General features: G+C 68.1%; 11 protein-coding genes and 1 pseudogene. 9 read left to right on the forward strand and 3 right to left on the reverse strand.

From position 1 onward, the window contains the following. Window positions 1-47: 47 nt before the first annotated feature. Window positions 48-263, forward strand: a complete 216-nt coding sequence (locus JHC99_RS05680; RefSeq protein WP_292152490.1) for a hypothetical protein — start codon at window positions 48-50, stop codon at window positions 261-263. A 17-nt stretch (window positions 264-280) separates the two neighbouring features. Here the strand turns inward: JHC99_RS05680 and JHC99_RS05685 are convergent, their stop codons facing one another. Then, window positions 281-1,360 (reverse strand): cell wall hydrolase, encoded by a 1,080-nt coding sequence (locus JHC99_RS05685; protein WP_292152491.1) that lies wholly within the window; start codon window positions 1,358-1,360, stop codon window positions 281-283. A gap of 461 nt (window positions 1,361-1,821) precedes the next feature. Here JHC99_RS05685 and JHC99_RS05690 point away from each other — a divergent pair, with 461 nt between their 5' ends. Continuing rightward, complete coding sequence (locus JHC99_RS05690) at window positions 1,822-2,007, forward strand: hypothetical protein (RefSeq protein ID WP_292152492.1); 186 nt, start codon at window positions 1,822-1,824, stop codon at window positions 2,005-2,007. 253 nt (window positions 2,008-2,260) lie between these two features. Beyond that, window positions 2,261-2,620 (forward strand): DUF6481 family protein, encoded by a 360-nt coding sequence (locus JHC99_RS05695; RefSeq protein WP_292152493.1) that lies wholly within the window; start codon window positions 2,261-2,263, stop codon window positions 2,618-2,620. Window positions 2,621-2,679: 59 nt separating this feature from the next. Here the strand turns inward: JHC99_RS05695 and JHC99_RS05700 are convergent, their stop codons facing one another. Further along, window positions 2,680-6,783: a PAS domain S-box protein gene (locus JHC99_RS05700; protein ID WP_292152494.1), complete on the reverse strand. Its 4,104-nt coding sequence runs from the start codon at window positions 6,781-6,783 to the stop codon at window positions 2,680-2,682. Between the two features lie 178 nt (window positions 6,784-6,961). Here JHC99_RS05700 and JHC99_RS05705 point away from each other — a divergent pair, with 178 nt between their 5' ends. The 5 genes from JHC99_RS05705 (at window position 6,962) to JHC99_RS05725 (ending at window position 11,368) form a co-directional block, all read left to right on the forward strand. Beyond that, window positions 6,962-7,435 (forward strand): Dps family protein, encoded by a 474-nt coding sequence (locus JHC99_RS05705; RefSeq protein ID WP_292152495.1) that lies wholly within the window; start codon window positions 6,962-6,964, stop codon window positions 7,433-7,435. Window positions 7,436-7,559: 124 nt separating this feature from the next. Next, window positions 7,560-8,726: a cell wall hydrolase gene (locus JHC99_RS05710; protein ID WP_292152496.1), complete on the forward strand. Its 1,167-nt coding sequence runs from the start codon at window positions 7,560-7,562 to the stop codon at window positions 8,724-8,726. A 95-nt stretch (window positions 8,727-8,821) separates the two neighbouring features. Beyond that, window positions 8,822-10,378 carry a PAS domain-containing protein gene (locus tag JHC99_RS05715; RefSeq protein WP_292152497.1) on the forward strand — a complete coding sequence of 519 codons (1,557 nt, stop codon included), beginning with the start codon at window positions 8,822-8,824 and terminating at the stop codon, window positions 10,376-10,378. After that, window positions 10,344-10,844: a response regulator gene (locus JHC99_RS05720; protein ID WP_292152500.1), complete on the forward strand. Its 501-nt coding sequence runs from the start codon at window positions 10,344-10,346 to the stop codon at window positions 10,842-10,844. Before JHC99_RS05715 ends, JHC99_RS05720 begins: the two co-directional genes overlap by 35 nt. Continuing rightward, window positions 10,841-11,368 carry a BLUF domain-containing protein gene (locus tag JHC99_RS05725; protein ID WP_292152498.1) on the forward strand — a complete coding sequence of 176 codons (528 nt, stop codon included), beginning with the start codon at window positions 10,841-10,843 and terminating at the stop codon, window positions 11,366-11,368. The genes JHC99_RS05720 and JHC99_RS05725 overlap by 4 nt, the downstream gene beginning before the upstream one ends. 6 nt (window positions 11,369-11,374) lie before the next feature. On the opposite strand, the gene trxB is transcribed toward JHC99_RS05725, so the two are convergent. Further along, the gene (gene trxB, locus JHC99_RS05730; protein ID WP_292152499.1) at window positions 11,375-12,394 is read right to left on the reverse strand and encodes a thioredoxin-disulfide reductase; all 1,020 of its coding nucleotides are present in this window, start codon (window positions 12,392-12,394) and stop codon (window positions 11,375-11,377) included. 72 nt (window positions 12,395-12,466) lie between these two features. On the opposite strand from trxB, the pseudogene JHC99_RS05735 reads away from it, so the two are divergent. Further along, a pseudogene (locus tag JHC99_RS05735) lies at window positions 12,467-12,702 on the forward strand (hypothetical protein); the annotation flags it as partial.

Consider the following 12,702-nt stretch of genomic DNA (forward strand, 5'->3'; position numbering starts at 1 on the left):
AGGGGCCGAAGCTGCGGGTTGTCCGTTCCGACGCCAGGAGCCCTGAAATGATCAGAACCCCGAAGAATTCAAAGGACCGCCGCCATCCGGTGGGTCGGGGTCGGTCGTCAGCCGGGGAGGCGACCCCTGTCAGCCGCCGTGATCCACTCAGGAATGCTGAACAGGGCCAGCCGGGTGATGCGGAGCCGAACCCCGAACCCATGAGCCGCTACGGCGATCTGTGGCGCAACATGACGGCCCGGTGGCGGGTCCATCAGCGCTGACGGCCGGCCGAAGGCGATCAGGCCGAGGGCGCGGCGGTCGGGGCCAGGGCGGCCGAGGCACCGGGAGCCGGCGCTATCGGTGCAGGGACGACCTCGATGCGGGGCTCGGGAGCCGGGATCGCAGCCTCGGGCGCAGCGCGGTTTTCCTGGCCCAGCAGCGCCTGATAGGCCACGGCCTGTCCGACCTGACGTGCGGTGTCGGCGGGGTTCAGGCTGGCCTGCATCAGTTGTGAACGATCCCCGGCCATCGACGGGCGGGCGGCATAGCTGAAGGCCGCGCTGGAGCCAGAACGACCACCGAAGCGATAGAACAGGTGCTGGCCGACCTGGCTGACCCGGATCAGAGAGTTGCGCCAGCCGGGCGAAACGCCGGTGGTGTGGAAATGGGTCGCGTTGCCGACGGCGGCGTAGACGGCGCCGGAGAGGGCCTTGGACGCCACGTCGCGGGCGCGGTTCCAGGCCGCCGGATTGACACGGGCGCGCATCGATCCGTCACAGGTGAAGCTGAACTGGCAACCGGTGCGACGACCGGCACCCTGAAAGACGACGCCACAGACGCTGTTGGGGAAGGCGGGATGGCGGGCGCGGTTGAGGACGACCTGGGCCACGGCCTGCATGCCGTCCGCACCCTCGCCTCGCGCTTCGTAATAGGCGGCCTGGGTCAGGCATTCGAGATCGCGCGAGGCGTCCAGCGCATTGCCGAGTCGGAACGGGCGGGCGGCGTCGGTGGTCAGGCTGACGCGGCGCAGAGCGGTCTCGGCGGGTACACCGCGAAGCTGTTCCAGGCGGGCGGTCAGAAGCGCGGCCTGGCGGTCACGCTGGGCGGCACCGGCGACGGTATAGGGATCGTGGCGGCGCGCGATCGTCAGGGCGCTGTCGTCCAGGCCCCCAGCGGCGGCGGCCAGGGCCTCTTCGGTGAAGCCGGCGGAGGTGGCACCGTCCAGGCGCTCGGCCTGGGCCCGGATCGTCGTCGATTTTGCCACCGACCCGCCCAGATAGGCGCACCCGATCACAAGACCCATCAAGGCTCCGAACAGCGCCGCCGCGGTCGCCGGCCGGATTCTGGCCTTGCGATCGAAGGGTGCGTCGGTCAGCACGGATGGGTCCTGAAACAAAGGCGTCGTCCTGTTCAGCAGGGCGAGAAACGCAGCCCCTGGGCAGATCACGCGAAGCCAAGGCACGAGCCCCGGACACGCGGAAACTCGACGATCAGCGTTAGGGCCGACCGACGAGGCCGCGCCTTTAGCCATCCGTTTATGGCCTCAATGTGTTTGATTCGCAAGGAAGGGGTGCGGCGCAGCAATTTCGCGTCCCATCAGTGCATCCGGTCTCGGACGTTCGATACGGCCAGAGTGAATGCATCAGTCCGTATGCCGGATACTGTATTGGAACTGCTCTGATCAACTCAGCGCGACGCCATGGATCGGATAATCAACTCTCGCCGTCCCGATATGTTGTCTTCGGCCGTTGGAGCAGGGGGCAGGTTGCTGTGGCTTTCGGGCGACGGAACCGTCTCTGGAACGCCACGTTCAAGCGGGACCATTCAGGGAGACCCTCCATGCAACGTCCCATCCTGTACGCCACACTCTTCGCCGGCGCCGCCGTGCTCGCCGCCTGTGGCCATACGATCGAACAGAAGGCCGCGACCGGAGCGGTGGCCGGGGCCGTCGTGGGCGGGCCGGTCGGGGCGGCCGTCGGCGGTGCCGCCGGAGCCGCCGTCGGGCAGGCCCAGAAGCCCCACTGACCGCGAGCCCTTCAAATTGGGCGAACGGTGCCCATATGGGTCAAGGCCGTCGATCAGGGCGTGCTTTCGCGATGACGGCCGGCCTCATAGGGGCCCGACTTGTCGTTTAGCGGACGGCAAACCTTGATTTTTGGCCCGGTTTCCGCTTTGCCAGCGCCCCGGGCCGTGTGAGCCACGCCTGACACCCTTTGCGATCCGCCGCATCCGCCGCCGGTCGCTCCATTGATCTGACCAAGGACGCCCGACCCCACGCATGAGAGACCTCAAACAAACCGGCTTCAGCGATCGCATCAGCACCCAGCAGGAGGCCAAGAAGGCCCTTCTGGCCAAGTTCAAGCCGAAGCCCGCCGCGCCCGACCCCGAATTCGAGAAGCTTGCGCTCAAGCGTGCCGAAGAAAAGGAAGCGCTTCGTCAGCAGCACGAACTGGCAAAGGCCGAGCAGCGCCGCGAGAAGGCGGAAAAGGAAGCTGCGCGACTGGCTGCCGAGGCCGCGTCCCAGGAAGCGGTCGATGCCGAGAAGCGCGCCGCCCGCAAGGAACGCAAGCAACTGACCAAGGAAGAACAGAAGGCCGCCCGCGACGCCCGCTACGCCGCCCGCAAGGCGCGTCGCTAGACCGAATTGAGCGCAGATCCTTCGAGCCCGCCGCGACGACGCGGCGGGCTTTTTCGTGCCTATCCGGCCGACGAGTCCTCGCCACGTGCCAGCAGATCGCCCAGCGCCTCGCGCAACTGCTCGCTGGAGTAGGGTTTCCTCAGGAAGGGCCAGGGCGCGTCGGCCAGGGCCTCGTCGACGTCGTCACCGGCATAGCCTGACGTCAGCAGGATCGGCAGGCCAGGGTGCCGCTCGCCGCACGACCGGGCCAGCTCGATCCCCGTCATGCCGCCGGGCATGACCACGTCCGACACCATCACGTCGAAGCGACCCTGATCCAGTACCTGTAGCGCATCCGGGCCCGTCTCGACCGCTTCGACCACAAAGCCGAGCCCGGTCAGCAAATCGACGGCGATGGCCGAGACGTTCAGGTCGTCCTCGACCAGCAACAGCCGCGTCCCCGGAGCGATGACGCCGGGTCCCACGACCTCTTCCTCGCTGGCCAGGCTGTCGGTCGGGTCGAGTGGAGGCAGATACAGATGGATCTCGGCGCCCTTGCCCGGCGCGGAGATCACCTTGGCGGCCCCGCCGCTCTGGCGTGCGAACCCATAGACCTGGCTGAGACCCAGGCCCGTGCCCTTGCCGATCGCCTTGGTGGTGAAGAAGGGTTCGAACACCCTGACCAGGGTATCGGCGTCCATGCCCGCCCCGTTGTCGGCGACGGTGACGCAGACGTACTCGCCGGGCGCGAGGTCCATAACCTCGCCCGGCTCGACCTGGCAGCGCAGAGTCTGGACCGTGATCCGGCCCTTGTGGCCCGGCTTGTCGCCCATGCGGGCCACGACGGCGTCGCGGGCGTTGACCAGCAGGTTGATCAGGGCCGCCTCGAACTGGGACGGATCGACATTGACCCGCGCCCCGCCGCGACGAAGCTTGAAGCGCAGGTCGATGGTCTCGCCGACCGCGCGGCGCAGAAGGGGCTCGCCTTCCTGGATCTGGGCGTTCAGGTCGATCGCCTGGGGGCGCAGGGCCTGGCGACGCGAGAAGGCCAGAAGCTGGTGGGTCAGACCCTCGCCGCGCCGGGCGGCGGCCAGGGCTGCCTCGCCCAGCTTCTTGCGCCGGGCCGCGTCGTCGGGCGAGCGCAACATCATGTCCAGCGCTCCGATGACGACGGTCAGCAGGTTGTTGAAGTCGTGGGCCACGCCGCCGGTCAGACGACCCACCGCCTCCATCCGCTGGGCGTGCATCAGGTCGGCCTCGGCCTTGGCCTTTTCGGCGAGGGCTTCGCCGACGCGTTCCTCGAGCAGTTCGTTGATGCGTTTCAGGTCGTCCTCGGCCCGACGGGCCTCGGTCACATCCAGACTGGCACCGACATAGCCCTGGAACACGCCGGAGGCGTCGAAGCGCGGGATGCCCTCGCTGCGCAGCCAGCGCAGCCCCTCGGTCGGGTGGATGACGCGCATGATCGCCTCGAACCGGCCGTGGGCCTTCAGAGCCGTCATGAAGGCGCGGGTGAAGGGCTCCAGATCGTCGGGGTGGACCCGGCTCTGCCACCGCTCGCCCATCAGTTCGCCGGTATCGACCCCGAAGACGGAGGTGTAGCGCTGATTGACGAAGACGATCCGGGTGTCGGCGTCGGTCATCCAGATGAACACCGGCGCGCTGTCGGCGACGGTGCGGAACCGGGCCTCGGATTCGCTGATCCGGTGCTCGGCGTCGATGCGGGCGGTCTCGTCGCGCAGGGTCAGGACCGCGCCGATGTGAGTACCATCCGGGCCGGTCACGGGGCGTGCGTTGCCGACGGCGATGACCTCGGTGCCGTCAGGGCGGCGGATGCGCCAGCGGGCGTCGGTGACGATCTCGCCGTGCAGGACCGCGCGCGCCAGGGGCAGCTCCAGCGGCGGATAGGGCCGGCCGTCATCGGTCAGCAGATGATAGGTTTCCGAATAGGCCTCCGGCGTGACACCTACGTCCGCGACCCCGTGCAGTCGGCTGGCCGCGTCGTTGACGAAGCTGATGGTGCCCTCGCGATCGGTGACGATCACCCCCTCGCCCAACTGACCCAGGATGGCGTCGCGTTCGGCGGCCAGGGTGGCGAGGCGAGCGTTGGACTCCCGGATGTCGGTCACGTCGAACGCCACGCCGACGAAGCCGATCACCTCCCCGGCGACGCCGAACCGGGGCCGGGAGAAGGACTTCAGCCACCGGTACTGGCCGTCGTGCCTCAGATACCGGGCCTCGAGCGAGAAGGGTTCGAGCGTCGCCTCGCCGGCGAGGGATTCGGCGACCAGCCGATCCTGGTCCTCCGGATGGATGAAGCTGCGCCAGTCTGCCAGGCGCACGGTCTCGTAGGCCCCGCCCATGAAGGCGACATAGGCTTGGTTGACGAAGGCACGCGTGCGATCTTCCCGGGTCACCCAGATCAGGACGGGGGCGGTGTCGGCGACGGCGCGGAAGCGGGCCTCGCTCTCGGCCACCTCGGCCTGGGCTCGGGCGCGTTCGACCTCGGCCCAGGTGCGTTCGGCGACGTCGTCGAGCAGGCCGAGTTCCTCGGCCGTCCAGACGCGTGGCTCTGCGCTATGGACGTTCATGAACGCGTGAAGCCGGTCACCTCGCATGAGCGGCGTCGTGGCGAAGGCGCGTATCCCGATGGCACGATAGGCGGCGGTCGTCGAAGCGGTACGCGGATCGAGATCGACGTCGTCGACAACGACCATGACGCCGGTTTGCAGTTCCTCGTCCACCTCGCCGCCGAACGTGTGGATCGGCCATTCACCGGCGCTGGTCGCCGTGCCGTCCGTCCAGTCGGGATAGAGCCGAAAGACCCCGTCGGTCCGGTCCAGTTCCCCGAACCCGGCGCGCTTGACGCCGAGGTGCTGACCCAGGGTGCGTGACGCCTCAGCCATGACGGCCTCGGTGCCGGTCAGTTGACGCAGGCGGTCGCTGAGGGCCAGCAGGAGGCTCTGGCGGCGTTCCTGGGCGGCCAGGGCGTCGAGCGCCTCGCGCTTTTCCGTGACGTCGAAGGCCATGCCGACATAGCCCCTGAACGCGCCGTCACCGTCGAACCGCGGATTGACCGAGACGCTGGACCAGCGCCAGGCCCCGTCATGGCGCTGGAACCGGCACTCGAACGCATAGGGCAGATGATCCGGACGGGCCGCGCCCTGGGCCTCGGCGACCGCCGCGACGTCGTCGGGGTGGATGGTCATGCGCCACATCTGGCCCAACAGATCCTCGGCCGGCCGACCGTAGAAGGCGACCAGGGCCTTGTTGACGAACTCGACGTCGCCGGCCTCGTCGGTCAGCCAGACCGGCGAGGGGGCGGTGTCGGCCATCAGGCGGAACCGTTCCTCGCTCTCGCGCAGGGAGGCCTCGGTCGCCTTGGCCTCGGAGATGTCGAGCACCACGGCGATGAAGCCGCGCGGCCGACCTTCGACGTCCAGCAGCCGCTGCAGACTGGTCACAGCCCAGACGACCGAGCCGTCGGGCCGCAGATAGCGTTTTTCCACCTGACCCGCGCCGCCCGCCAGGGCTGACGCCAGCAGGGCGCGCGTCGCCTCGACGTCGTCGGGATGGGTGACGTCGCGGGTGCGGATGCCGACGACATTGTCCGGTTCGAGGCCCAGCATCTCGGCGAAGCGGGCATTGGCGCTCAGGATCGCGCCGCCCATGTCGACACGGACGATGCCGGCCGCCGCCTGGTCGATCATGGCGCGCAGCTCGACCTCGGTCTCGTCGATGCGGGCATCGGCAGCCTGCTGGGCCGCCTGCACGGTCGTCAGCCGGGCCATGATCTTGCGCAGCGACGCCCCGACCCAGGTGCAGAAGATGCCGACGATGATGAAGTTGACCGTGGCGACGGCATTCAGCCGGGTCCCCATGCCGGCGTCGCCGGTGCTCAGCGCCACGATCAGCCAGCCGCCGCCGAGACAGGCGGCCGTGGCGGTCAGGCCGGCGATCCGCCCCCCGGCCAGGGCCGCCAGGATCACTCCGGGCAACAGGATGATGAAGCCGCTGATCTCCTGGTACAGGGTGCTGGCGGCATAGCGGATGGCGAGGACGGCAATCGCCCACAGCAGGCCGATCACGGCCGAGCGCCAGGCGGAAACGGGCTTCGACCTCGCGAGACGAAGCAGGCCTGCGTCCGTGTCGGCGATCCGCCTGATAAACCCGACCCAGTCCATTCATCCCCCGACCCGCAAGCGCGCTCGCGAGACCAACGCAACGCCGGCAGTCGGTCTGCTGTTCCCCATGGACATCACAGTCGCTCGCGCGACTGTCGCACCCGGCCGGGCTTGGCGATGGAACCGCGAATGACTACCTGCGTCTGACGTTACGAAGTTTCGTCATCCAGGAGCAAGCATGTCCGAAAAAATCGACACAGGCATCGGCAAGGCCGAGCGTACCGACGTGGCGGGCCACCTCAGCAAGGTGCTGGCCGACAGCTATGCCGTCTATCTGAAGACTCACGGCTATCACTGGAATTTGCGGGGGCCGGAGTTCTTCTCCCTGCACGGACTGCTGGAACAACAGTACCGCGAAATCTGGGACGCGCTGGACACCATCGCCGAACGCATCCGTGCGCTGGGCGAACTGGCCCCCATGGGCGGATCGGCCTTCGCCAACCTGACCTCGATCAAGGACGGCGATCCGGAGAAGGATTCGCAGGCCATGCTCAAGGAACTGGTCAAGGACAACGAGACCCTGATCGCCACGGCGCGCACCGCCCTTGAGGCCTGCGAAAAGGACGGCGACGACGTCTCGGTCGATCTGATGACCCAGCGGCTGGCGGCCCACGAAAAGGCCGCCTGGATGCTGCGCGCCTCCATCGCCTGAAAGAAAGGCTGACGGATCGGGCCGCCGGACGCGTTCAACGACGCGACGGTGGCCCGAAAACCGCCGCTATGCCCGTGCAAGGGCTCTGCCCTGCCGGCGCTTACCGCCGCTGACCGGACCCATGATGCCCATCGACTGGACCAGGACCAAGGCTTCCGCCCGCAGAGCCGCCACCGGCCTGCCTGCGATGCTGGCCGCCCTGGGCGTGGCGATGGCGGCAAGCTCTGCGCCCCGGCCCGAGATCGACCGCACGGCCGAGGCGGTGGCGCGGGTCACCCACGGCGACCTGTCGGACAAGGGGCTGGCGGCCCTGGCGGCGCGGCTTGATCCCTCGCAACTGGCCCAGGCCATGCGCGCCGATCCCAGCCGCCGCGACCCGGCGTTGTACGGCCTGACCCCGGGGTGGGAAAGCCTGACCCTGGCCGGCAAGCCCTCGCTGGATTTCGGACCCACCGGCCTGGACGCCCAGCGGCTGAACGCTGCCATGCCGTCGATGACGGGGGCCCTGCGCCCCGCCCTGCCGTTCGTGTTCAAGGCGGCGTCCGAAGCGGATCGCAGGCGCGCCCTGCGCTGCCTGACGCAAGGCATCTATTATGAAGCGGCGCTGGAAAGCACCGAGGGTCAGGAAGGCGTGGCCCAGGTCATCCTGAACCGCGTCCGCGATCCAAACTATCCCGACACCATCTGCGGCGTCGTCTTCCAGGGTGCCGAGCGGACCACGGGCTGCCAGTTCAGCTTTACGTGCGACGGGGCGCTCGCCAACGCCCCCGTGGGCTGGGCCTGGGAGCGGGCCCGCAGCGTCGCCGAGCGCGCTCTGGCCGGCCATGTCGCCGCGCGTGTCGGGACGGCGACCCACTATCACGCCGACTATGTGCATCCCTGGTGGTCGCCGACCCTGGCCAAGATCACCCAGATCGGGGCGCACATCTTCTATCGCTGGAAGGGGGCTGCGGGCGAAACCGCATCCTTCGCCCAGGCCTATGCGACCCGCGAGCCGGTGATCGACGAGGCGCGGTTCTCGCGTCCCCGTCTGATGCTCGCGTCCGCCGAGACCTCGACCGACGCCGGGATCGCGGCTGGCGCGCCCGTGCTCAAGACCGTCGAGGTCGACGGCCAGACCCGCGTCGTCGGTGTCGTCAGCCTGGGCGGACGCCGTCTGCCGACCCCAGAGGAAGTCGCGGCCATCAATGCGCGGATCAAGGCCTTCGAGACGCCCGCGCCTGCGCCGCGCATCGAGGTGCCGGGGGCGGTGGCCATGGACGTCGAGGAAGTCGGCAAGCCCGCGTCTTGAGCCGGTGATTGCCGGGTCGGGTTGCCAATATGGACAGAGAGTCGCATCTGTTCGGAACGAAGGCGCGTTCGCCCGGTTATATTCGGGTGCCCACCGTGACGCTTGATCAATCCGCGCCGATCTGGACCGAAGCCGACCGCGTCTCGGCCCTTCGCGGCTACGGGATTCTCGACACCCCGCGAGAGGAGGCGTTCGACAAGGTCGTCCGTCTGATCGCCAGGGTGTTCGACGCCCCGATCGCGGTGGTCAATCTGATCGACACCGACCGGCAGTGGTTCAAGGCCGAGACCGGGCTGGGCGTGCGCGAGACCCCGCTGGAGACTTCGTTCTGTGCCCACGCCCTGCTCCAGCAGGACGGAATGGTCGTGCCCGATGCGACCGAGGATCCCCGTTTCCAGTGCAATCCGCTGGTGACCGGCGAGATGGGCCTGCGCTTCTATGCCGGACGGTTGTTGAAGACGCCGGAGGGCCTGCCGCTGGGGACGCTCTGCGTGCTCGACGACAAGGCGCGGCCCGAGGGGATCACCGACCTTCAGTCCGAGACCCTGGATGTCCTGGCCGACCTGGTCATGGAACAGATCACCCTGCGCCGGTCCGAGCGCGAACGGGCCATCGGCGAGGCGGCGCTCGATGTCAGCGAGGCCCGGTTCGCGGCCATCGCCGACTCCATGCCCCAGATGGTCTGGTCGACCCGGCCGGACGGCTTTCACGACTACTATAATGCCCGCTGGTACGAGTTTACCGGCATGCCCGCCGGCTCGACCGACGGCGAGGGCTGGAACGGCATGTTCCACCCGGAGGACCAGGACCGCGCCTGGACCCTGTGGCAGCATTGTCTGGCGACCGGCGACCACTACGAGATTGAATACCGGCTGAGACGACATGACGGCGTGTATCGCTGGACCCTGGGCCGGGCCATGCCGATCCGGCACGCGGATGGAACCATCGTGCGCTGGTTCGGCACCTGTACCGACATCGACGACCTGAAGCGGATGGAGCAGGGCAAGGAACTGCTCAGCCAGGAACTCAGCCACCGCATCAAGAACATTTTCGCTGTCGTCTCGGCCCTGATCGCCCTGTCTGCGCGCGAATATCCCGAGGCCAAGGCCTTTGCCGTCGCCGTCCGCGACCGCATCGCCGCCCTGGCGCGCGCGCACGAGTTCGTCCGGCCCCACACCGAGGTGTCGCGCCCCACGGTCGGGGCCATGACCCTGCACGCCTTCCTGGAGGCCCTGTTCCGGCCCTATGCGGCCGATGACGGTTCTGCGCGGGTGCGGCTGAGCGGCGACGACGCCCGGTTCGACGATCAGGCGGCGACGTCGGTGGCGCTGCTGTTCCACGAACTGGCCACCAATGCCGCCAAATACGGGGCCCTGTCCCTGCCGGGCGGCCATGTGGACCTGGAGACGCGGCTGATCGACGACCGGTTCGTCCTGACCTGGAGCGAGCGAGGCGGTCCCCCCGTTACCGGCAAGCCGGAACGCAGCGGCTTCGGATCATCCCTGGCGACCGTGTCGGTCGAAGGTCAGTTGGGCGGTCGGCTGGAACGAAACTGGGCGCCTGGGGGTTTGATCGTGGTGGCGGATCTGCCTTCCACCGCGCTGTCGCGACGCAAGGCTGCGGAAATCATCTCGCAGATGCGAACAGCGTGAAACCCGCAAGGGCTTTCCGCGTTATTTCACGGAACGTCGATCAAGCAACCCGGCTGTAATGACTGCGCGCATTCTCATCATCGAAGACGAGGCCCTGGTGGCCATGGAACTTCGGTTTGTGCTGGAGGACCTCGGTTACGAGGTTGTCGGCAGCGCGGCTGATGCACGCACGGCGCGCAACCTCGCCAAGCAGGCTGCTGTCGATCTGGCGCTGGTCGATATCCACCTGTCGGATGGGCCCACCGGCGTCGACCTTGGCCGCGACCTGGCCCAGGAAGACGGCGTGACCGTCGTTTATATGACCGCAAACCCCGGCATGGTCCGCAATGGCGTGGCCGGCACGATCGGCGTCCTTTCCAAACCTTCGGACGAGCGCGCGGTCGAGCGGACCGTCGCCTACGCTCTGGGCCGGCGTCAGGGCGTGCCTGTCGAATACGCGCCGCCTGAACTGCAGTTGTTCGCGTGACAGTCAAACTGTCCATCGTCGGCCTGTCCGACAACGGCGCGCTGGCCCAGCTCGTCTATCGCAGCACCAGCGTCACCGGCGTGGCCAGCGCGCTGGAAATGTCCGATATCCTGGCCGAGGCCCGTCCGCGCAATGCCCAGCTGGGTATCACGGGGATCCTGACGGCCGTCGACGGTATGTTCGTGCAACTGATCGAAGGGCCGGTCGCGAGCATCGAAGGCCTTCTGGTCCGCTTGGCCCAGGACCGACGCCACACGGATCTCGAGGTTGTGGACCGTCGCCTCACCGATGATCGGGCCTTCGGCGACTGGGACATGGTCAGCCCCCGCTTTGCGCCCGCAGAGCTGACCGCCCTGTCTAGGCTGCTGGCGAGCGGGGCCCCGTCGCTGGACGACCTGATCGAGGTCCTGTCCCGGGCCTGCAAGCGCCAGGAGGCCGTCCTGGAAGGCCGCGACCGCCCGCTCGCCCAGACCGCGCTGGCCGATACGCGCTTTCTGGTCGACAGGGTCGAACCCGACATCTGATCTGGCCTACCAGACGCCGATCTTCTGGGCCTCATGGTGGCTGATCGGGTGATGGGCCTTGGCGTGATCGACCTCGGCGAGGAACCGCACGGCGTCGAGCGCGGCCATGCAGCCCATGCCGGCGGCGGTCACGGCCTGGCGATAGATGTCGTCGGTGACGTCACCGGCCGCATAGACGCCCTCGATCGCCGTGGCGGTCGAGCCGGGCTTGACCACCAGATAGCCGCCCTGTTTGGTCTCCAGCTGGCTCTGGAACAGTTCCGACGACGGGGCGTGACCGATGGCGATGAAGACGCCGTCCGCCGCCACGACCTGCTCGCTGCCCGACGTCACATCCGACAGCCGCACGCCGGTGACGTTGGAAGCGATGCCGTCGCTCTGGCCCAGAATTTCCTCGACCTTGTGGTTCCAGATCACCTCGACCTTGGGGTTGGCGAACAGACGGTCCTGAAGGATCTTCTCGGCCCGGAACTCGTCCTTGCGGTGGACCACGGTGACCTTGGCGGCGAAATTGGTCAGGAAAAGCGCCTCTTCGACCGCCGTATTGCCGCCGCCCACGACGATGACCTTCTTGCCGCGATAGAAGAAGCCGTCGCAGGTGGCGCAGGCGGAGACGCCGAAGCCCTGGTATTTCTGCTCGCTGTCGAGCCCCAGCCATTTGGCCTGGGCCCCGGTGGAGATGATCACCGTCTCGGCGATCAACTCGGCCCCGGAATCCAGCTTCAGCCGGAACGGGCGTTGCGACAGGTCGGCGGAGACGACGATGTCCTCGATCACCTCGGCGCCGACATGCTCGGCCTGGGACCGCATCTGGTCCATCAGCCAGGGACCCTGAATGGTCTCGGCGAAGCCCGGATAGTTTTCGACGTCTGTGGTGATGGTCAGCTGGCCGCCGGGCTGGAGACCCGCGATGATCACCGGCTCCAGCATGGCGCGCGCGGCATAGATGGCGGCGGTCCAGCCGGCGGGGCCTGAACCGATGACGGCGAGGCGGACGGAGCGAGGGTCTTTGCGAAGATCGGTCATGGTCGTCTATTTAGGCGCTGATTCCGTTTCGTGCGATGCCGGGATCCGAAACTGTTCACAGGGGAGGCGCGCATGGCGCAGACGAGTTTCATGGGTGTCGGGATCGGGCTGGGCCTGGCCCTGGGCGCGGCCTTCGGGATCATCACCGACAATCTGGCCCTGGGCCTGGGGGTCGGCGTCGCGATCGGGGCCGGACTGGGCGTGGCGATCGACGCGAGCAAGAGCAAGGCGGCCGCGCGCAAGAATGACGGCGGCGACGGCGGGGTCCACTCGGGTGGCGGTGATGGCGGGGGGCGCGACAAGTCGTC

This window comes from Brevundimonas sp. (genome assembly GCF_016463485.1).
GTDB lineage: Bacteria > Pseudomonadota > Alphaproteobacteria > Caulobacterales > Caulobacteraceae > Brevundimonas.